16 protein-coding genes and 2 pseudogenes are annotated in these 19597 nt (G+C 76.8%); 8 read left to right on the plus strand and 10 right to left on the minus strand.

Translation table 11 applies throughout. The features are described from left to right. Positions 1-87: 87 nt before the first annotated feature. The 4 genes and pseudogenes from PUR61_RS07120 to PUR61_RS07135 all read right to left on the minus strand — a co-directional run. Positions 88-426: pseudogene (locus PUR61_RS07120) on the minus strand (LysR substrate-binding domain-containing protein); the annotation flags it as partial. Positions 427-797: 371 nt separating this feature from the next. Next, positions 798-1337 (minus strand): annotated as a pseudogene (locus tag PUR61_RS45185) (MBL fold metallo-hydrolase); the annotation flags it as partial. Continuing rightward, positions 1334-2530 (minus strand): sulfite oxidase, encoded by a 1197-nt coding sequence (locus PUR61_RS07130; RefSeq protein ID WP_329876802.1) that lies wholly within the window; start codon positions 2528-2530, stop codon positions 1334-1336. The gene PUR61_RS07130 and the pseudogene PUR61_RS45185, both read right to left, overlap by 4 nt. Beyond that, entirely contained in the window at positions 2527-4749 is a 2223-nt protein-coding gene (locus tag PUR61_RS07135; RefSeq protein ID WP_329876804.1) for a BTAD domain-containing putative transcriptional regulator, read from the minus strand. The genes PUR61_RS07130 and PUR61_RS07135 overlap by 4 nt, the downstream gene beginning before the upstream one ends. Before the next feature lie 221 nt (positions 4750-4970). Here PUR61_RS07135 and PUR61_RS07140 point away from each other — a divergent pair, with 221 nt between their 5' ends. The 4 genes from PUR61_RS07140 to PUR61_RS07155 all read left to right on the plus strand — a co-directional run bounded on the left by PUR61_RS07140 (position 4971) and on the right by PUR61_RS07155 (position 8849). After that, on the plus strand, positions 4971-5318 hold the full coding sequence (locus tag PUR61_RS07140) for a GntR family transcriptional regulator (RefSeq protein WP_329876806.1): 348 nt from the start codon (positions 4971-4973) through the stop codon (positions 5316-5318). Further along, the gene (locus tag PUR61_RS07145) at positions 5315-6343 is read left to right on the plus strand and encodes a DUF1648 domain-containing protein (RefSeq protein ID WP_329876808.1); all 1029 of its coding nucleotides are present in this window, start codon (positions 5315-5317) and stop codon (positions 6341-6343) included. Before PUR61_RS07140 ends, PUR61_RS07145 begins: the two co-directional genes overlap by 4 nt. A 250-nt stretch (positions 6344-6593) precedes the next feature. Further along, positions 6594-7604 (plus strand): permease, encoded by a 1011-nt coding sequence (locus PUR61_RS07150; RefSeq protein WP_443035130.1) that lies wholly within the window; start codon positions 6594-6596, stop codon positions 7602-7604. 345 nt (positions 7605-7949) lie between these two features. Further along, positions 7950-8849 (plus strand): TIGR03943 family putative permease subunit, encoded by a 900-nt coding sequence (locus PUR61_RS07155; RefSeq protein WP_329876812.1) that lies wholly within the window; start codon positions 7950-7952, stop codon positions 8847-8849. A 140-nt stretch (positions 8850-8989) separates the two neighbouring features. Here the strand turns inward: PUR61_RS07155 and PUR61_RS07160 are convergent, their stop codons facing one another. Next, complete coding sequence (locus PUR61_RS07160; protein WP_329876814.1) at positions 8990-9823, minus strand: LysR family substrate-binding domain-containing protein; 834 nt, start codon at positions 9821-9823, stop codon at positions 8990-8992. Positions 9824-9881: 58 nt separating this feature from the next. Between PUR61_RS07160 and PUR61_RS07165 the strand changes: the two genes are divergently transcribed. Together PUR61_RS07165 and PUR61_RS07170 are read left to right on the plus strand one after the other, a co-directional pair. Further along, positions 9882-10316, plus strand: coding sequence for a DUF5997 family protein (locus PUR61_RS07165; protein WP_329876817.1), 435 nt, complete (start codon positions 9882-9884; stop codon positions 10314-10316). Between the two features lie 458 nt (positions 10317-10774). Next, positions 10775-11503: a transglycosylase family protein gene (locus PUR61_RS07170; protein ID WP_329876819.1), complete on the plus strand. Its 729-nt coding sequence runs from the start codon at positions 10775-10777 to the stop codon at positions 11501-11503. Positions 11504-11615: 112 nt separating this feature from the next. On the opposite strand, the gene PUR61_RS07175 is transcribed toward PUR61_RS07170, so the two are convergent. Together PUR61_RS07175 and PUR61_RS07180 are read right to left on the minus strand one after the other, a co-directional pair. Further along, the gene (locus PUR61_RS07175; protein ID WP_329876821.1) at positions 11616-12110 is read right to left on the minus strand and encodes an SgcJ/EcaC family oxidoreductase; all 495 of its coding nucleotides are present in this window, start codon (positions 12108-12110) and stop codon (positions 11616-11618) included. Between the two features lie 70 nt (positions 12111-12180). Beyond that, positions 12181-13203 (minus strand): MBL fold metallo-hydrolase, encoded by a 1023-nt coding sequence (locus PUR61_RS07180; RefSeq protein ID WP_329876823.1) that lies wholly within the window; start codon positions 13201-13203, stop codon positions 12181-12183. 216 nt (positions 13204-13419) lie between these two features. On the opposite strand from PUR61_RS07180, the gene PUR61_RS07185 reads away from it, so the two are divergent. After that, on the plus strand, positions 13420-14253 hold the full coding sequence (locus tag PUR61_RS07185; RefSeq protein ID WP_329876825.1) for a helix-turn-helix transcriptional regulator: 834 nt from the start codon (positions 13420-13422) through the stop codon (positions 14251-14253). A 110-nt stretch (positions 14254-14363) separates the two neighbouring features. Then, entirely contained in the window at positions 14364-15197 is an 834-nt protein-coding gene (locus tag PUR61_RS07190; RefSeq protein ID WP_329876827.1) for a GNAT family N-acetyltransferase, read from the plus strand. A 136-nt stretch (positions 15198-15333) separates the two neighbouring features. Here the strand turns inward: PUR61_RS07190 and PUR61_RS07195 are convergent, their stop codons facing one another. The 3 genes from PUR61_RS07195 to PUR61_RS07205 form a co-directional block, all read right to left on the minus strand. Then, complete coding sequence (locus PUR61_RS07195; protein ID WP_329876829.1) at positions 15334-16641, minus strand: M64 family metallopeptidase; 1308 nt, start codon at positions 16639-16641, stop codon at positions 15334-15336. Between the two features lie 160 nt (positions 16642-16801). After that, positions 16802-18760: an amino acid transporter gene (locus tag PUR61_RS07200; RefSeq protein WP_329876831.1), complete on the minus strand. Its 1959-nt coding sequence runs from the start codon at positions 18758-18760 to the stop codon at positions 16802-16804. Positions 18761-19068: 308 nt separating this feature from the next. Continuing rightward, the coding region (locus PUR61_RS07205; RefSeq protein WP_329876833.1) for an HAD-IC family P-type ATPase at positions 19069-19597 on the minus strand (529 nt) is incomplete at its 5' end.

The following is a 19597-nucleotide window of genomic DNA, read 5'->3' on the forward strand; positions in this document are numbered from 1 at the left end:
CTCCACCCCCGCGGAGGGCCGCCGTCCGGGTCTGCGGCACCCGCCGCCCCCGGGGACCCGACCGGGGACGGCCCGCCGGACCGCGCACCACTCCCGCGCCGAGGCCAGCAGCCGCTCCCGGACCAGGGCCACCGCCGGGCCCACCACTCCCGGGCGCTGCACGAGGTAGGCGGTGTTGATCGGCGGGTCGACCGGCTCGTCGAGCAGGACCAGTGCCCCGGACGCCGGCCCGGACGCGCCCAGGTAGCGCGGCACGACGGCGAAACCCGCGCCCGCCGTGACGGCGGCGATGACACCGCGCAGGTCGGGCACGGTGAGCGCCGGGCGACAGGTGAGACGGCGGCCGAAGACGTGGCGCCAGTACCGGCGCACGATGGGCAGGTCCTCGGCGTAGGCGACGAGCGGCACCCCGTGCAGGGCGGAGGGCCGGACCGGTCGGCCCGGGACGGCCGCGCGGGCGGCGGGCCGCCGAGGACGGGCGGGCCGGACCGGTTGAGCGGGCCCATCCGCCGGTAGTAGGCGGGCGGCGGGGGCAGTCCGCGCAGCCGGGCGGCCACGAACGCACCCTCGTCGTCGACCAGCAGCGCCGGATTGGCCCGCCGCTGGTCGCCGACGGTGCTGGTCCTGGCGGTGCCCGAGGCGGTCGTGCCGGACGCGGACGCGCCGGGCCCGGACGGACCGCGGGCCGGGGCGGAACCGGGCGGGGGCGCGCCGATCGCGCAGGAGCTTCCGGCCCCGTGCATGGGCAACACCCGGGTGTCCCCGGGCAGTCGGGAGAGTCTGCGGATCGACCGGTACTGGGCCCGGGCCAGTTCGGCGGTCCGGTCGGGCCCGGACAGGTCGGTGCGGCCGGCGCTGCCGACCAGCAGGCTGCCGCCGGTGAACACCGCCACCGGACGGCCGCCGTCCGGGCCGTCGTCGAGCACCGGGTAGGCGGTGTGCTCGGCGGTGTGGCCGGGCGTCTCCAGCGCCTGGACGCGTAGGCCGCCGACGGTGATCTCGTCGCCCTCGGCGAGCGGGAGGTGGTCGAAGCCGTACCGGGCGCGGGCCGGTCCGGCGACGGTGGCGCCGGTCGCGGCGCGCACCTCCAGGGCCCCGGAGAGGTAGTCGTGGTGCACGTGGGTCTCCAGGACGTACCGCAGCCGCAGGCCGCGCGCCGCGCAGGAGGCGAGCAGCGGCCGGCAGTGCCGCTGCGGGTCGACCAGCGCCGCCTCGTCGCCGGACGTCAGCAGGTAGCCGGTGTCGCCGAGGGCCTCGGTGGTGACCGGTTCGACGGTGTTCCCGCTCGGAGCCGCGTTCGCCGTCGCGCCCGTCGCTGCTTTCGTCGTTGGGTTCATCGCCGCGCTCCTCGCCGCCCTGCCCCGCCCCCGACGACGCCGTCGCCGCTTCGGTCGCCTCCGTCACCGTTCCCGCCGCCGCTTCCGTCGGGCCGGTCGCCGTCCCGTTCCGCCGGCCGCTCGCCGTCCGGGGCCGCGACGACCTCCACCGCCACCCCCGTGACCGGGTTGCAGCCGTACCCCTGCTCGTTCCAGGGCGCCCGCATGGGCTGGGTGTGCCCGTCGGCGTCAGTGGCCCGGGTCTGGAGGACGCGCCGGCCGGGCACCCGCGGGGTCCACTGGTACCACCACTCGGCCCACGCGTACCGCCCGCCCGCCGGTACCAGCACGGCCTGCCGCCAGTCGGCGCCGCCGATCCGCACCTCGACCTGGCAGACCGGCACGCCGCCCGACCAGGCCCGCCCGCGCACCACGCAGGCGCCGCCGACCGGCAGCCGGGCGCCCGGCGAGGGGGCGGTGATCAGCGACCTGACCCGGATCTCACCCACGGGCCCCTCGGGCGTGCCGTCCGGCATGCCGCGCGAGCCCCGGTAGAGGTACTCCTCGGCCTGGAACGGCCCGTGGAACGGTTCGGCCACCGCCCGCACGCCGACCAGCCACTTGACGTCCGCCACCCCGTACCGGCCGGGGACCACGAGGCGGACGGGCGCACCGTGGCCGGGGCTGAGCAGGGTGCCGTTCATGCGGGTGGCGAGCAGGGTGTCCGGGTGCCGGGCGAGATCGACCGGGAGGCTCCGCTCGAAGGCGGTGCGGCGGCCGTGAAGTTCGCCGAAGTCGGCTCCGGTGAAGACGAGTTCGACGGCTTCCGGGCGCACTCCGGCGCGGTCCGCCAGCACCGCGAGCGGCACACCGGCGAACCGGGCGCAGCCCACCGCCCGCTGGTCCCAGGGGAGCCCGGGCGGCCGGGGCCGCATCAGGCTGCGGCCGTTGCCCGCGCACTCCACCACCACGTCCAGTTCGCGTACCGGGAGCAGCTCCAACTCTGCATAGGTGAGCGAGAGTTCGCGGTCCACGAGGCCGTGGATCCGCAGCCGCCAGCGTTCGGGGGTGAGCCGGGGCACGCCGAAGTGGTCACGCACGAAGAACGCGCCGGTGGGGGTGAGTGGTTCGGCCAGCGCGGCCGGCGGTGTCTGTGCGTTGTAGGGCCGCTCGGTGACCGTGTCGGGGCGCCACCGCGTCCGGCTCCCGCTCATCGCGTCCCACCGCCCGCCCCGACCCCGGGCGCACCCGCCAGGCCCGGCCTGCCCGGCGCGCCCTCCCGGAGTCGGGCCAGCGCCCGGTGGGCGCCGAGCGCCTCGAAGACCGCCGCCGCCTCGGCCCGTAGCACCCGGTCCGGCTCCGCCGCGCCCGGCCGGGCGACCACCGCCCGGGCCTTGGCCCGGGCCGCCCAGTACGGCTGCCGGGCCCGCTCGTACAGCGCGGCCGCCGCCAGATGGCGGGCCCGGGCGCCCCGCGGGTCGCCGCGCGCGGCGGCCAGCGAGCCGAGCGCCGACTCGGCCATCGCCCGCCACGCCGAGCCGGCGGACCGGGCCGCCACCCGCCGGGCGGCGGCCGCGTGCTCGGCCGCTCCCGCCGGGTCGCCGAGCGCCGCGAACGCTTCGGCCGCCACCGGGTAGAGCAGCGCCGTGCAGGTCGGGCACTCGCCGCGCAGGGCCGCCGACGCGGCGGCGGCGTGTGCCGCGCGGACGGCCTCGCCGGGCTCGCCGCGTTCCACCGCGTCCAGCGCGGCCGTCGCGTACAGCCGCCCGACGGCGTGCCGGGCCGCGGCGGACGGGGCGGACTCGGCGGCGGCCGTCCCCAGCCGGAGGTGGGTGGCGGCGTCCGCACTGTCGCCGCGCGCCGCCGCGTACTCGGCCAGCCGCTGCCGGGGCAGCGCGCCGGAGCGGCCGCCCAGTTCCTCGTACAGGTGGGCGCTGCGTTCCAGGCAGCCCGGCGCCTCGTCCCAGCGGCCGCGCAGCAGCAGCGACTCGCCGAGCAGGCACCAGGCGAAGGCCTCCGCCCGGCGGGCGCGCCGGGCGTGCGCGAGGTCCAGGGTCTGCCGGGCGTACTCCTCGACGCTGCGGCTCGGGCCGTCCCCGTACAGCTGGTACTGGGCGAGGCAGGAGTGGATGTCGAGGGAGCGGGCCGGCCTGCCGTCCTCGTCGGCGGCGGCGCCGAGCCGCTCGATCTCCCGGTGCAGGCCCTCCCGCCAGGTGCCGCCGGCGTGGTGGACGGCGGCGAGCGCCTCCCCGGCCGCGGCCAGGTCCTCGTCCTCGCCGTGCTTCTCGGCGAGGGCCAGCCCCGCCTCGGCCGCCTGCCGCGCCTCGTCGAGGCGGCCGGCGCCGCGGAGCCGGTCGGCCCGCGCCCGCAGCAGCCGGCCGGCCTCCGCCGGGTCGCCGCCGGCCGCCGCGAGGGCCCGCTCGGCGGAGCCCAGGTGCGGTTCGGCGGCGGACGGGTCGCCGCCGCCGGCCAGCAGCGCGACGGCGGCCTTGCGGTGCAGCCTTGCGGTGCGCAGGCCGTCCCGGCCGGACGGCGGGGTGAGCACCCCCGGGGAGGCGGGCAGGTCGACCACGGCCGGCTCCAGCGCCGACCCGTACGCGACGGTGGCACCGGCGGTGTCCCCGGAGCGCATCCGCAGGTCCCCGACGTTCTCCCAGAGTTCGCCGGAGAGTTCGGCCCGGACCTGTCCGCCGGTGCGCACCTGCTCGCGCAACCGCTGCGCGGCCGGGCCGGGCCGCTCGGTGCCGTCGGAGGCGCGTTCCAGCGCGGCGGCCAGCCGGTCGTACGCGTGCAGTGCCTCGTGCCGCCGGCCGGCCAGCGTGTGGACCCGCATCAGCGCGAGCGAGGCCTCCTCGTGCAGCGGGTCCGCGGCCACCGCCCGGCGCAGTGCGGCGGCGGCGCCGTCCAGGTCGGCGTGCGCCTCGCGCAGGGCGCCGAGCTCGACCAGCAGGGCCAGGTACTCGGCGTGCAGGGCCTGTTCGCGATCGGCCGCCCACTCCTCGTAGCGGTCCTCGGGCAACAGGTCGCCGCCGTACCGGGCGACCGCCCGCTCGTACGCGTCCGGGTCGCGGGCGCGGCGGGCGTGCAGGGCGGCCTGTTCGAACTCCTCGACGTCCACCCGCAGCGGGGCGCCGCGCAGGGTGAGCAGTCCGCCGCCGGAGTCGAGGTGGGCGCGGGCACCGGCCCGGTCGGGGCCGAGGACGCGGCGGGCCTCCTGCACGGCCCTGCGAAGCTGGTCGGCGCCGGCCCCGGGGGCCTGGTCCGGCCAGAGGCGGCCGAGCACCTGCTCGGCGTGCAGCCGGTGGCCCGGGGCGAGCGCGAGCAGCTCGACCAGGTTCCGGGACTTCCGCAGGCGCCATCCGCCGTCGGCGATCTCCCGATGGCCCACGTGGACCCGGAAGCCGCCGAGGAGCCGGATGCGCAGTGCGTGCATGCGCCGGTGCCTTCCCCGTGCGGACACTTCGAACGTACGTCGGCAACCGTCCGTCGGCGACTTCCGCGCCGATCCCCGCCCCGTCGTGGTCCGTCCGCGGGCGGACCGCGGGCCGCCCGCGAGCCGATCCGGGGGCCCTCCGCGGCGGGGCGGGGGGTCCGTCCGGTGGGGCCCGGGGCCCCACCGCCCCGTTCCACGATGGTGCTACTGTCGCTAGCACCATGCTGCTGAAGCCGGACGCCGCGGACTCCCGCCCGCTGCACGAACAGGTCGCCGGAGCAATCCGCCGCGCCGTTGCCGAGGGCGCGTGCACCCCCGGGGAACGCCTTCCGCCCTCACGGGAGTTGGCGCGGGCCCTGGAGGTCAACGCCAACACCGTGCTGCGCGCCCTGCGGGTGCTGCGGGACGAGGGCGTGCTGGAGTTCCGCCGCGGTCGCGGCATCACGGTCGCCCGGGGCGCCGACCGGCGCTCCGAACTGCTGGACTCGGCACGGCGGTTGGTCGCGGACGCGGCGAACGCCGGCTACAGCAGGGAGGAGCTCGTCGAGATGATCAGGGGGCTGAAGTGAGCGACGGCGTGAACGGCGACAGGCAGGGAGCCGGGGCCGGAACCGGCGGGACGGGCAGCACGGACACGGCGAAGCGGGCCTCCCGGGCCGCCGCGGCGCTCTGGGCCGCCACCGTGGCGGTGCTGCTGCTCGCCCTCCCGTGGGCGGCGCACGGCCGCCTCCCGGACCCCCTGGCCACGCACTGGGACGGCCGTACGGCCGACGGCTCGATGTCCCTGACCGCGTCCGCGGCCTTCCCGGCGGCGTGCTGGGCGGTCGCGCTCGCCGCGGCGGCCGTCGCCCGGCGGTGGGCCGGAGCGCCCGCGCGGACCTGGGTGGGCGCCGGGCTGGGCTTCGGGGGCGTGCTGCTCGTCGGCGCACAGGCCGCGATCGTCCACGCCAACCTGGACCGCCCGGACTGGCAGCACGCGCGCCCCCTGGGCCCGGAAGTGGCGGCGGTCCTGGCGGCGGCGGTCGCGGCGGGCCTGCTCGGCCCCTGGCTCGCCCACCGGGGCGGCCGGGGACCACGGCCGGCGACGGCCGCCGACGGCCCGCGGCTGGACCTCCCCGCGGGACAGCGGGCGGTCTGGCTCTCCCGGACGGTCAATCCTTGGCTCGGACTGCTCGCCGCCGCCTCCGGGCTCGGCGCGGCCGGGTCCGCGCTGGCCGCGCTCGGCGGGCTGGGCGGCCCGGCGTGGGCGCTCTTCGCCCCGTGCGCGGTCGTCGCGGTCACGGCGACCGGCTGCTCCTCGGTGCAGGCCCGGGTGACCGAGCGGGGTCTGGACGTGACGTTCGGCCCGTTCGGCTGGCCGGCCCGGCACTGGTCGCCGGCCGACGTCGCGGCCGCCCGGATGGAACGGCGCACCCCGGCCCAGGTGGGCGGCTGGGGCTACCGGCTGAGCGGCCTGGGCACGACGGTGATGCTGCGGCGCGGCGAGTGCCTGGTGGTCCGCCCGCACCGGGGAGTCGAGTTCGCGGTCAGCGTGGACGACGCCGAGCGGGGCGCCGCGCTGCTGAACACCGTGGCCGCCCGCCGGGCCGGCTGACCGGCGCACCCGCAGGACAGCCGTCGTCCCGACGGCCCAACCGGCAACCGGGCACAGCAGGTTGACGCCCCGCCGGCTTCCCGGAGGAGCCCCTCCGCGAACGGGACACTACCGGAGCGGGGCCCCCGGGTGAAGACCTAGATGAAAGTGATTATCAACGCTACTCTGCCTCCGGGCTCGCCACATGACGGTGAGCAGACAGGACTTGCCGCGCACCCCGCGGCGAGCGGGCTGAGGGGCGGTCACCGTGGTGGAGACGAGTCTCGGCAGCGTCCGGAAGACCCCGGTACCGCAGGCGGCGACCTCGCCCCCGCGCCGGGGCTCCGGCCTGCTGACCGGAGCGCTGGTCGTCGCGGCGGTCGCCGCCCCGGTGCTGGCCTGGACGTGGGACTCCGGCGGCGTGCGCGCCTGGCGGACCCTGCTGGTGGCGATCGTGGTGCAGGGGCTGCCGTTCCTGGTGCTCGGCACCGTCGTCTCGGCGGCGATCGGCGCCTTCGTACCGGCCCGGGTCTTCACCCGGGTGCTGCCGCGCAACCCCGCGCTGGCCGTCCCGGTCGCCGGGGTCGCGGGCGCCGTGCTGCCCGGCTGCGAGTGCGCGTCCGTGCCGGTGGCCGGGAGCCTGATGCGGCGCGGGGTGGCTCCGGCCGCCGCGCTGGCGTTCCTGCTCTCCGCGCCCGCCATCAACCCGGTCGTCCTGGTCTCCACCGCCATCGCCTTCCCCGACGCCCCCGAGATGGTGCTCGCCCGGCTGGCGGCCTCGCTCGGCACCGCACTCGTCATGGGCTGGCTCTGGGTCGCCTTCGGCCGTCCCGACTGGCTGCGCCTGCCCAAGGGACCGGCCGAACGCGGCGCCGGACGCAACCCGCTGGACGAGTTCCGGCGCGGCCTCCAGCACGACTTCCTGCACGCCGGCGGCTTCCTCGTGGTCGGTGCGGCGGCAGCCGCCACGTTCAACGTGCTCGTCCCGCCGTCCGTGCTCCGCACCTTCTCGGACTCGCCCTGGCTGGGCGTCCCGGCGCTCGCCGTGCTCGCCGTCGTCCTGGCCGTCTGCTCGGAGGCGGACGCCTTCGTCGCCGCCTCGCTCACCGGCTTCTCCCCCACCGCCCGGCTGGCGTTCATGGTGGTCGGCCCGATGGTCGACCTCAAACTGATCGCCCTCCAGTCGGGATCCTTCGGCCGGGCCTTCGCCGTGCGCTTCTCCTCCGCGACCTTCGTGGTCGCCGTCGTCGCCAGCGTCCTGACCGGGGCCGTCCTGCTCTGACCCCGCCGACGCCCTCGTCCGTGCCCGCGCCCGCTCCGGCGGGCCCGAGCACCCGGGGCCGACGACGGACCGACGCACGCCGAACCGCTCACCGCTGCCCCAGGCCGAAGACCGCAGACCCCGGGCCCGGACCCGCATCCTCCACCGGGACCGCCCGCCCGGGCCGCGCCGGCGAAGCGCGCCGGCCCGGCGAAACGCGCCGACCACGCGTCGGCCAGATGCGACAGGAGTACCGCAGGTGCACACCATCGACCCGCCGGGCCGCACCGCCCGGCGCCCGCACCCCCACGCCCACGGCCCCGACCCGCTGCACGCCTCCCCCGCTCCGGGCCGGGGAGGACGGCGGTGAACGCCCCCGGCCGAACGCTGCGCGCCCGCGTCCGAGGGCTCGCGCCGTCGCTTCTGCTGGCTCTGGTCGGCACCGCCCTGCTGCGGATCACCGTGGGCAGCGACGTCTTCCTCCAGTACGTCAAGGAGGAACTGCGGATCCCGCTGGTCGCCACCGGGGTCATCCTGCTCGCGCTGGGCATCGCCGGGACGGCGGTGCGGCTGACCGAGCGGCGCCGGGAGCCCGTCCTGGAGTTCCGCCGGGACGCCGAGGGCAACGCCCAGTGGCACCGGCCGGCCTCGGGCCACGACCACACCGGCCGGGACGGCACCGGGGGCGGGGACGACCCCGGGCACGAGCACGCACACGGCCACAGCCACGAGCACGGGCCGCGGGTGGCCTGGCTGCTCACCGTGCCGGCCGTGCTGCTGCTCTGCTTCACGCCGCCGGCGCTCGGCTCGTTCACCGCCTCGCGCGAGGGCACCGACGCCGCCGTCGACGCCGCCGCCTACGTCGCGCTGCCCGACCCGCAGCCCGCCGCACCGGCGGCGGTGAACGTGCCGACGCCGATGGCGCTGGCCGAGTTCATCGCGCGCAGCCGCGACCCCCGGCAGGGCCTGGCCGACCGCCCGGTCCGGCTGACCGGGTTCGTGACCCCCGGCACCGCCCCCGGCGAGTGGTACCTCAACCGCCTGGTCGCCAGCTGCTGCGCCGCGGACGCCCGGCGGCTGCGGATCCTGGTACAGGCCGAGGGGCCGACTCCGGCCACCGACAGCTGGGTCGAGCTGACCGGCGTCTGGCACCCCACGCCGGACGCGTCCGCCACGGCGGCGCCACGGCTCGACGCCAGGGAGCAGCACGGCGTCCCGCAGCCGCGGGCGCCGTACCGGGACACACCGCCCTCCTCGGAGAGCTGAGGCACCACGGCCCGCCGTGGCGGGTCCCGGCGGCGGGCCGTCGGTGGCGGGGGCTCCGGGCCGGGCCGCGGCGGTCCGGCCCGGAGCCCCCGCCAGGGCGGTTCGGCCCCCGTGTGCCTCTCGCGCTCCGGTCCGGCGCGTCAGCCCTTGCGCTTCGGGCGGCCTCGCCGGGCCGCCCCGGAGCTGCCGCCGGAGCCCGAACCCGAGCCGCGCGGACGCCCGCCGGCGGCCCGGTTCCCGGCCGTCCTGGCGCCGGCACCGGTACGCCCCGCGCCCGCCTTGCCCCCGCCGGACCTGCCCGCGCCGGACTTCCCGCCGGCGGGCGACTGCTTCGCCGGCGCGGCGGCGGCCGGAGCGGTCTGGCCCCGGCCGCGCGAGCTGTTGACCGTCCGGCCCCGGACGATCCCGATGAACTCCTCCACCAGATCGGTGGTCTGCTCCTCCGGCCACGACAGCGCCACCTGGGACTGGGCCGCGTCCGGCACCGGCCGGAAGGTGAGGTCCCGGCGGTGGTGCAGCCGGGCCAGCGACTGCGGGACGAGCAGCACGCCCACCCCGGCCGCCACCAGCTCGATCGCGTCGGCCGTGCTCGCGGGCCGCTCGACGGCCGCCCGCCCGGGCAGCGCGTCCCATGCGAGGGTGTCGTCCAGCGGGTGGAAGACCACCTCGTCGGCCAGGTCGCCGAGGCCCACCTCCTCCGCCGCCGCCAGCCAGTGGTCCTTGGGGAACACCACGACCGTCACCTCGGTGTACAGCGGGATGGCGCTGAGGCCGGTCCGGTCGACCGGCAGTCTCACCAGCCCGGCGTCCGCTCCCCCGGCCCGGAGCGTCGGCTCGGCCTCGGCCGCCTCCACCGCGACCAGGCCGAGCGGGACGTCCGGCAGCCGGTCCGCCCAGACGCGCGCCCACTTGCCGGGCGTCACGCCCGGGACGTACGCCAGCCGGAACGAAGGTGTCACCTGGATCTCTGTCACCCGGGTAAGGCTACCGACCGTGGCAGGGGGTGCCGTCCGCTCGCTTACCCTGGTGACCATGACATCGCTCAAGCAGAAGACCACGCAGACCATGAAGCCGGCGACGGCGGCGAAGAAGCTCGGGGTCTACCTCGGCGCCACCCCTGCCGACTTCCAGTCGGGCGTGATCTCCCGCGAGGAGCTCACCGCCCTCCAGTCCGAGCCGCCCCAGTGGCTCCAGGACCTGCGCCGCAACGGCCCGCACCCGCGGTCCGTGGTGGCCAACCGGCTCGGCGTCTCGGTCGCGGGCCTGGCCCGCGGCGGCGTCACCGAAGCCATCACCTCGGAGCAGATCGACGCTCTGCGCGAGGAGAACCCGGACTGGCTGCAGCGTGAGCGCACCATCCAGGCCGAGGTGCGCCGTGAGACCGTGCGGGTCAAGGAGAAGCACGAGAAGGAGGAGAAGCAGCGGCAGAAGGCCGAGGCGGCGGCCCAACGCGGCCAGGCCCGCTGACCGGCGGCGCTCCGCTCCTTCCCGTCGCTCGTTCGGCCCTGTCCGTTCGTTCGAGTCCATCGCCCGTTCGGCCCTGTCCGTTCGTTCGACCTCGTCGGTCGCCCGGCTCCGGCCGGCCGACCGGCACCGGTTCGGCACCTGCCGTCCCCCCGGCCCTCCGGCGTTCGCGCCGGAGGGCCGTCGCACGTCCGGAACCGGCTCCGCCGGGAGGGCCCCGAGCACCCGCAGGTCGCACACGGCGGACCCGCCGTACGCCGTCGCACCACCCCGACCGACGAGAACGGCCCCGGCGGCCCGAGCGGGGCGGGCGGGCGGACCGCCGGCCGGGTGGCAGCACGGAGCCGAGCGGGTGACCCGCCCGACGTGTCGGCGGCGGCACGGCGACCCCGGCGTGCGTCGGTGGGAACGCGCCGCTCTCCAGCGGCGTGCGCCCCTGTCCCCGGACCTGAGAGCCGCCGATGCCCCCCACCGCGCAGCTGCGCCGCCTGCTCCCCACCGCCGTCTGCACCCTGGCCGCCGTCCTCGCCGCCCCGGCCGCACACGCCGCGCCACCGGGCCCGGGAGGGGGAACGAGTGCGAACCGGGGGGCCGGGATCGACTGGGACCGGGTGGCGGCCTGCGAGAGCAGCGGGAACTGGCACGTCAACACCGGCAACGGCTACTTCGGCGGCCTCCAGTTCGACCAGCCCACCTGGCGGGAGAGCGGCGGCCTCGCCTACGCCCCCCGCGCCGACCTGGCCACCCGCGAGGAACAGATCGCCGTGGCCCACCACCTCGCCGGGAAGCGCGGCCTCGCCCCGTGGCCGGTCTGCGGGGCCCGCGCCGGCCGGACCGGAGAGCGCCCGCCCGTCACCACCCGACCCGGAACCGCCCCCGCCCCGTCGGAGTCCGCCGACCACGCCCCGGCCGACACCACCGCCTCCGTCGGCGCGGCGTCCTCCGTCGACGCCGCAGACCCGGCCGACTCCACCGACGCCGGGACGGGCGCCGCCTCCGGTCCCGCCGCGCCGCCCCCCGCCGACCGTCCCGCCACCTGGACGGTGCGCGACGACGACACCCTCGACACCATCGCCGACCTGCTCCGGCTGCCCGGCGGCTGGCCGGCCCTGTACGAGCGGAACCGCACCGCACTCGGCGACGACCCCGACCTGATCCGGCCCGGGCAGCAACTGGTCCTGCCGCTCTGACGCCCCGCGAGCCGGCCGGCGCCCCCTCACCGGGGACGCCGGCCGCTCCCGTTGCGGCCCTCGCCGATGGGCGCGCGGCGCCTCTGCGGACGCCGGAGCGCTCGCGCCGCCGTCAGGCCGCGGCCCTCGGGGTGGCCGGACGGGTGGCCGGACGGGTGGCGAAGGAGAAAGCCTCCATCAGCCGCCGGCGCCCGGTCTTCTGGACGGCGGCGATCCGCCAGACCGCCTCACCGCTCGTCCAGGCGCGGACCAGCGTGTAGGTGGCGACCTTGCCCAGCCGGCCCGGGCGGCCCTTGTAGGTGTCGCCGACGGTGACCACCACGGCGACGTCGGGCCCGTAGAGGCGGACCTCGGTGATCTCCAACGCCAGCCTGGTGCCCTTGAGGAAGGTCTCGAAGAGCTCCTGGTGGGCGCGCCCGATCTCAGCGCCGCCGCAGTAGACGGTGCCGAGGTAGGTGACGTCGGTCGCGTCGGAGGTGAACAGCTCGCCGTACGCCGTACCGTCGGCGCGGTCCCATGCGTCCCGGGCGCGCTCCAGCACGGCGCGGACCTCGGCGAGCTCGGTGCGGTCGGTGCGGTCGGTGCGGTCAGCAGGATCGATGTTCACAGGTGCCCCCCCATAGAAACTTCCCAGAAGAATCTACTTCTTCAAGGATTTATCTTCCTTGAAGAAGAGATTAGGCAGGGGAGGTCCGCCCGTCAACCCGCGGGCGGACGAACGGGCGGTTGAGGTGCGCGGTAGCGAGGACGGCCCCGGTACGGCGGGCGTCGTCCAGAAGGCGCTCACGGGTGCGGCGGGCCGTTGCGGGATCCGCCTCGAAGGCGTAGCCGACCTCCGGGGCGGCCAGCTGCACCGCGTGGACCAGGACGTCCCCGGTGACCAGCAGCCGCCGGCCACCGCCCTCGACCAGCACCGACTGGTGCCCCGGGGTGTGCCCGGGCGTGGGCAGCAGGGTGACGGCACCGCCGGGCCCGCGCCCACCGGCACCCGCGAGCACCGTCCGACCGTCCGCCTCGTGCAGCAGTCCGGCCCGGCGCAGCGGCTCCACGACGTACGTCATCGCCGTACGGGTCGGGGCGAGCGCCGCGATCTCGGCGCGCTGCACCACGTACCGGGCGTTCGGGAAGACCGGCACGCCGTCGGGCAGGACCGACCAGCCGAAGTGGTCCTCGTGCAGGTGGGTCAGGACCACGGCCTCGACGTCCGCCGGCCCGATCCCGGCGGCGGCCAGCACCCGGGGCAGCCGGCCGGGAACGGGCGCCCAGGCCGACGCCGGGCTGCCGACCGGCCCGACGCCGGTGTCGACCAGGGTGACCCGGCCTCCGGGCCGGCGGACGGCGAAGCAGCGGAAGTCCAGCTCCCAGGTGTCACCCGGGCCGAAGGCCGCCGGGTCGAGGTCGCGGGCCCGCTCCCAGTCGGCCGGGGAGGCGGCCGGGAAGACGGCCTGCCGGGTGCCGGGGAACGGGCCGTGCGCGTCCAGCAGGGCCAGCACCTCGTACTGGCCGAGCCGCCGCACGGCTGCGCCGCCCCCGGCGGAGGACGCCACCGCCGAGGTCCCCTCGGCGAACGGCCCCGCCCCGGACTGCTCGGCGGCGGACGCGGGCGGGCCGGCGAGCGACCGGAGGGCGGCGGTGCCGGCGGCGGCGAAGGCGCCGCGCAGGACCTGACGGCGGGCGGGGTGGTCGGAAGGATCGTTCACCGGTGCTCCTCGGGGCTCTGGTCGGACGGGCCGGTGGCGCGGGACGGGACGGGGTCCACGCGGGGGCAGGTGGGCCGGCGCCCTGACCCCCGTCCGGGGCGCCGGCAGGACCAAGGCTCCCGCCGCGAGCCGCCCCGCGGCTTGTCGTTTCTTGCGCGATCCGTCCGTGCTCGCGCAACCGGCGACAGCCGCCGTCCGCGCGAGTAGGGTGCGCGCATGCCGGTCGACCGCACCTGCCTGCTGAACGGCGACGACCTGTACGTCGCGGACGTCCGCTGCCAGGACCCCCCGCACGGCTGGACGGAGCTGCGACCGGCCACCGTGTTCGGCCTGGTGATGGTGCGCCGGGGGCTGTTCCGGGGCCGGATCGACGGCGTCGAGCAGCTGCTCGACCCGACCACCGTCTACGTCGAGCGGTTGGGCAGCGAGCAGCAGTTCGCGCACCCGTGCGGTGGCGACGCCTACACCGAGCTGGTGCTGTCCGAGCCGCAGGTGGCGGCACTGCTGGGCGGCGACCCCGAGGTGCCGGAGGGGCTGGTGTTCACCACTCCCCGGACGGCACTCGCGCAGCGGCTGCTCACCGCCCGGGCGCGCGACGGCGCCGACTCCTTCGAACTCGCCGAGCACGCCGTCGCGTTGGCCGCCGAGGTGCTGACCACGCTGGCCCCGGCGCGGGTGGCGAGCGGTCGGCCCGGCCGGGACGCGGACCGGCGCCGGGTGGTGGACGCCGCGCGCGCCGCGCTGGCGGCCGATCTCGGACTGGGCCTGGAACAGCTCGGGCGGGCGGTCGGCTGCTCCCCGCACCACCTCAGCCGGATCTTCCGGGCCTCCACCGGAGAGGGCCTCGCCCGCTACCGCAACCGGCTGCGGGTCACCCTGGCCCTGGAACGGCTGACCGAGGGCGAGACACGGCTGGCCGTGCTCGCCCAGGACCTCGGCTTCGCCGACCAGGCGCACCTGACCCGGGTCGTCGGTCGCACCGCCGGTCTGCCGCCCGGGAGGCTGCGGGTGCTGCTGGGGCCGGTCGGCTCGGTCCCGTCGTCCGCCTGACGGCCGCACACCGCTTCGTTCCGCGTCCCCTCGCCCGCGTCCCCTCGTCCCGTCGGCCTCCCGTCGGCCCGGCCGGGCGGCGCACGGGGCCGGGCGCGTAGGCTCGGCGGATGCCCACGATGCCGCCCCCGCTGACCCGCCTGCACGACCGCGAGGCGCTCGCCGACCGGTTCCGCCACGACCCGGAGCTGCACCTCTTCGAACTCGGCGACCTCGACGATCCGTTCTGGCCGCACACCACCTGGTACACCCTCGCGGACGGCTCGGACGACGGCTCGGACGAGGGCACGGGGGAGGGCCCGGTCGCGCTGCTGTACGGAGTGGGCGAGTTGCCCACCCTGCTCGGCCTCACCCGGCCCGAGCGGCACGGGCACCTCACCGAGCTGCTGCGCGCGATGGGCCCGGTGCTGCCGGACCGGTTCCTCGCCCACCTCACCGGCGGCGGCGCGGAGGCGCTCGCGCCCGGGTACCGCGTCGAGCACCGGACGGCGATGCTGCGGATGGCGCTCACCGACCGCACCGCCCTGGGCACCGGTGCCGGTTCGTGGCAGGTCGGCCCGCTCGGCGCTCCGGACCTGGCGGACCTGCTCGCCCTCTTCGCCGCCGGCTACCCCGGCAACTGGTTCGACGAGCGGATGTTGACGACCGGCCCCTACGTCGGGGTCCGGGACGCCGACGGCCGGCTCGTCGCGGCCGCCGGCGTGCACGTCCACTCCCCCGCCCACCGGGTCGCGGTGATCGGCAACGTCACCACCCACCCGGAGTTCCGCGGCCGGGGGCTCGCCGCCGCCTGCACCACCCGCCTCTGCGAGGTGCTGTCGCCGACCACCGACCACATCGGCCTCAACGTCCGGGCCGACCACCCGACCGCCGTCTCGCTCTACGGGCGCCTGGGCTTCACCACCGTCACCGCCATCGACGAGTGCGTGATCGCGGCAGTCTGACGGGCTGCCCGCACGCCGCCCGGGCCCGTCGGCGCGTCCGCGCGCGCGTCCCCCGTGCGTCCGTACCTGTGTGCGCGGGAAGTCGGACCGGCCGACTTCCCGCGCACGGGCGCACGGGTCTTCCCGTGTCAGGGCGTCAGCGGGTCACCGGCCAGGAGAGGGCGGCGGTGAGGCGGACCCGCAGGGCGGGGTCCAGGACGGCGGGCGTCGGGTCGGTGGCGGTGGCGGTGAGGGTGTGGACCCGGCCGCGCGGGCCGGGGAGCGGCACGGTGACGAGGTCGACGGCGGTGCGGCCCCGCAGCTGCCGGAGTTCGCGGCCGTCCAGGGACCACCGGACCGCGGTGCCCGTGACCGGGAGGTCGACGGTGAGCCGGTCGGCCCTGGTGAGCGGGGTGCCGGCGGGAGTGGGGCTGGTGAGCGGGACGGCGTGCCGGTAGAAGCCGGCGATCATCGCCTCGCGGCCCGGCAGGTTGAACTCGCGGCCGAGCGACCTCATGATCGAGTTCTCCGTCGGCCGGTAGAGCCCCCTGGGGTAGTACCCGCCGCCCTCGTACGCGCCGACGACGCCGCCGTCCGGCGAGGTCCGGCCGAGCCAGCGGTACCACTTGGCGTGTTCGCGGGCCAGCCGGTCGGCGAGCAGGGTGCTGATGTTGGGCTCGCCCGGCTCCCCCTCCTCGGCCGGGTAGGTGTCGGTGCCTTCGTAGAAGTACTCGTCGGCGAGCTTGCCCAGCGAGTGGCCGGTCTCGTGCACGGCGATCTGCCCGGACCTGGCGTTGCTCCCGGCGACGGTGGCGATGCCGTCGTAGCCGAGCGGGGACGCCACGTTGTAGCCGGCGCCGCCGTACTTGGCGGTGTTGGCGACGACGAGGACGAGGTCGGCCCGGGGCGCCTTGGCGGCGTACCTCTCGACCGCCCCGGTGTCGACGCAGAGCAGCCGTTCGATGTCCTCGCACCAGAAGTAGGAGCCCAGCGCGGTGTTGCGGACGGTGGCACGGTCCGGGTCCCCGGTGATGCCGGAGTCGGTGGAGACGGTGGAGACGGCCCAGACGTTGAAGAGGCCGCGATAGGCGGCGTACGGCTCGACGGCGCTCGTCTCCTGCCACTTGGCGACGGCGTCGGCGCGGAACTTCTCCTGCTCGGCGGCGGTGTAGCCGTCACCGATGACGACGACGTCGAGCTTGTCGGCGGTCGCGCCGCTGCGGAGGATCGGGGTGACCTCGCCGTCCCCGGCGGCGGGTGCGATGCCCGGCCGGGCGCCGGCGAGGTACGGGGAGGTGCCGGGCACGGTCGCGTGGCCGGCGGGGCCGTCCTCGCCGAAGACCTCGACCCGGTGGCGCGGGCCGCTGCCCGGCTCGGCGGCGGAGCTTGCGGCCGGGACCGCCCCGAGGGCCGCGAGGGCCAGGGCGCCGGTCAGGACGATCGAGCCGAACCTTCGGTTGCGCACGGGAGTTGCTCCTCTGAGGGGGAGGGCCGGTGATCCGCCATGCTATGCACCTGACAACCCGTCGGCACAAGGCCCGCGCACCCTCGCCCCCTCGCGAACCGGGTGCCGGGTCCCGGGTCCCGGGTCCCGGCGGCGCCCGGGTTCCCGGCCCGCGTGCGTCTCAGCCCACGTGGACACGGGGCCGGCGCGAGCGGTCGGGCTCGGCCTCGCGCAGCACCTCGCGGGTGACCGGCGCGACCTCGCCCTGTCCGAACAGGAAGAACCGCAGGAACTGCGCGAACGGGTTGCCCTCGGTCCACTCGAAGTAGATGTGCGGCTGCTGGCCGGTCCGGTCCCGGGCGGTGAGCAGCAGCGCGGCCAGCGCGTTGGGCACGCTGGAACTCTCCAGCCTGAGCACCCGGTAGCGGTCGTGCAGCACCTCGCCGTGGACGGTCAGCACCGACTCGAACTCGGACGGGTCACGGACCGTCACCTCGACGAAGACCAGGTCGTCCTCGGCGGGGATGTCGTTGTCCGTCCGGATCTGCCGCTTCTTCTCCTGGTACTCCGCGAGGTCCCGGCGGTGCGGCTCGTTGGCGATCAGCCGCAGCGGCCGGTGGGTGTAGTCGCGGACGAAGCGCTCGGCGGCCTCGTCGAGCACGACGTCGGTGACCCGCAGCTCGAACGCGCGCTTGAGCCGGGAGAGCAGCGAGACCAGCACGATCGCGGCGATGAAGCAGGCTCCGATCTTCACGCCGTCGGGCCGCTCGGCGATGTTGAGCGCCGTGGTGTAGACGAAGACCGCCGCGATCACCGCGAAGCAGGCGGTCCGGCCCCGCTCGCGGGCGGCGTGGGCGGCGATGGTGACGGCGATGGCCGCCGAGCTGATCAGCACCAGTACGCCGGTCGCGTACGCGCCGCCCTGGGCGTCCACGCTGGCGTCGAAGATCCAGGTGACCAGGAAGGCGATCAGGGTCAGCACGATCACCATCGGGCGGACGGCGCGGGCCCAGTGCGGGGCCATGCCGTACCGGGGCAGGTAGCGCGGCAGCAGGTTGAGCATGCCCGCCATCGCGGAGGCGCCGGCGAACCACAGGATGGCGATGGTGGAGAGGTCGTAGACGGTGCCGAAGGCGTTGCCGAGGTACTCGTGCGCCAGGTAGGCGAGCGCGCGGCCGTTGGCCTCCCCGCCGGGCTCGAACGCCTCCTTCGGGATCAGCAGGGTGGTGACGAGGCTGGTGGTGATCAGGAAGACGCTCATGATCAGCGCCGCGGTGGTGAGCAGCTTCCGCGCACCGCGGATCCGGCCGGTGGGGCGTTCCTCGGTGTCGTCCGGGTCGCCCTCGATGTGCGGCATCACCGCGACGCCGGTCTCGAACCCGGAGAGGCCGAGCGCCAGCTTCGGGAAGGTGATCAGGGCGACGCCGACCATCGCCACCACGTTGCCGTGCTCGGCGGTGAGCGCCTCCGTCCAGTCCGTCACCAGGGTCGGGGACTCGACGACGTGGTAGAGGCCGGTGACCACGACGACGACGTTGAGCGCGAGGTAGATCCCGACCAGGACGACCGCCACCCCGATCGCCTCGCTGAAGCCCTTCAGGAAGACGGCGCCGAGCAGGCCGACCAGGATCAGGGTGACGAGGACGTGCCGACCTGCGAGGGCGTCGGCCAGGTGCGGGTTCTCGACCATGTGGGCGGTGGCGTCCGCCGCGGACAGGGTGATGGTGATCATGAAGTCGGTGGCCGCGAAGCCGAGCAGGGCGAGCACGAAGAGCTTGCCCTGCCAGAACGAGAGCAGCCGCTCCAGCATCGCGATCGAGCCCTCGCCGTGCGGGCTCTCCCGGGCCACCCTGCGGTAGACCGGCAGCGCGCCGAAGAGGGTGACGGCGACGAGTACCACGGTCGCCACCGGGGAGAGCAGACCGGCCGCGAGGGCCGCGATGCCCGGCTGGTAGCCGAGGGTGGAGAAGTAGTCGAGACCGGTCAGGCACATCACGCGCCACCAGGGGCGGCCCTGCTCGACCGGGAGCTGTGCGTGCGGGCCCGGGTGCTGCTTGGCCCGATCGGCGAGCCCTTCCAGCAGCCAGGCCCGGCAGCGCTGCCGGGCCGATGCCCCCGACGCCCCCGGTGGCCCCGACACCCCCGGCGTCCCGGCACTCCGCCGGGCGGCGCGCCCCGCGCCGCCGGCCTCGCCACGGCCACGGGCCCGGCCCTCGCCCCCTCCTTCGCCCTCGCCCGACCCGACCGCACCCGACGAAGCCACCCTGCACTCCCGTCCACGTCCCGAAGCCGCGCGCCGCCGGGGCGACGGCCAGCCGCAGGCTATGCGACCGGCCCCGTCACCTCCGGGAACGCCTCGGCGGAGTCCCCTCGTCGGTCCAGTCGTGAACGCCCGCGGCCCCGGAACCGGACGGTTCGGGGCCGCGGGCGGCCGGGCGGCGACCCGGCTCAGCGGAAGGTGCGCAGGCGCAGGCTATTGCCGACCACGAAGACCGAGGAGAAGGCCATCGCCCCGCCCGCGATCATCGGGTTGAGCAGGCCGGCGGCGGCCAGCGGGAGCGCGGCCACGTTGTAGCCGAAGGCCCAGAACAGGTTGCCCTTGATGGTGGCCAGGGTCCGGCGGGAGAGCCGGATCGCGTCGGCGGCCGAGCGCAGGTCGCCGCGGACGAGCGTCAGGTCGGCGGCCTCGATGGCGGCGTCGGTGCCGGTGCCCATGGCGAGGCCGAGGTCGGCCCGGGCGAGCGCGGCGGCGTCGTTGACCCCGTCGCCGACCATGGCGACGACCCGTCCCTCGGCCTGGAGCCGCCGGACGACGGCCACCTTGTCCTGCGGGAGCACCTCGGCGATCACGTCCTCGGCGGCGATGCCGACCTCGGCGGCGACGGCCTCCGCGACGGCCCGGTTGTCCCCGGTGAGCAGGACGGGCCGCAGACCGAGCGCCCGCAGGTGCGCGACGGCCTCGGCGCTGGTCGGCCGC

Source organism: Streptomyces sp. BE20 (assembly GCF_036322525.1).
GTDB lineage: Bacteria > Actinomycetota > Actinomycetes > Streptomycetales > Streptomycetaceae > Kitasatospora.

Excerpts from the sequence above, each read along its gene's own strand:
- PUR61_RS07130 (WP_329876802.1), bottom strand. The coding sequence starts at position 2,530 with ATGAGCGGGAGCCGGACGCGGTGGCGCCCCGACACGGTCACCGAGCGG.
- PUR61_RS07135 (WP_329876804.1), bottom strand. The coding sequence starts at position 4,749 with ATGCACGCACTGCGCATCCGGCTCCTCGGCGGCTTCCGGGTCCACGTG.
- PUR61_RS07140 (WP_329876806.1), top strand. The coding sequence starts at position 4,971 with ATGCTGCTGAAGCCGGACGCCGCGGACTCCCGCCCGCTGCACGAACAG.
- PUR61_RS07165 (WP_329876817.1), top strand. The coding sequence starts at position 9,882 with ATGACATCGCTCAAGCAGAAGACCACGCAGACCATGAAGCCGGCGACG.
- PUR61_RS07170 (WP_329876819.1), top strand. The coding sequence starts at position 10,775 with ATGCCCCCCACCGCGCAGCTGCGCCGCCTGCTCCCCACCGCCGTCTGC.
- PUR61_RS07185 (WP_329876825.1), top strand. The coding sequence starts at position 13,420 with ATGCCGGTCGACCGCACCTGCCTGCTGAACGGCGACGACCTGTACGTC.
- PUR61_RS07190 (WP_329876827.1), top strand. The coding sequence starts at position 14,364 with ATGCCCACGATGCCGCCCCCGCTGACCCGCCTGCACGACCGCGAGGCG.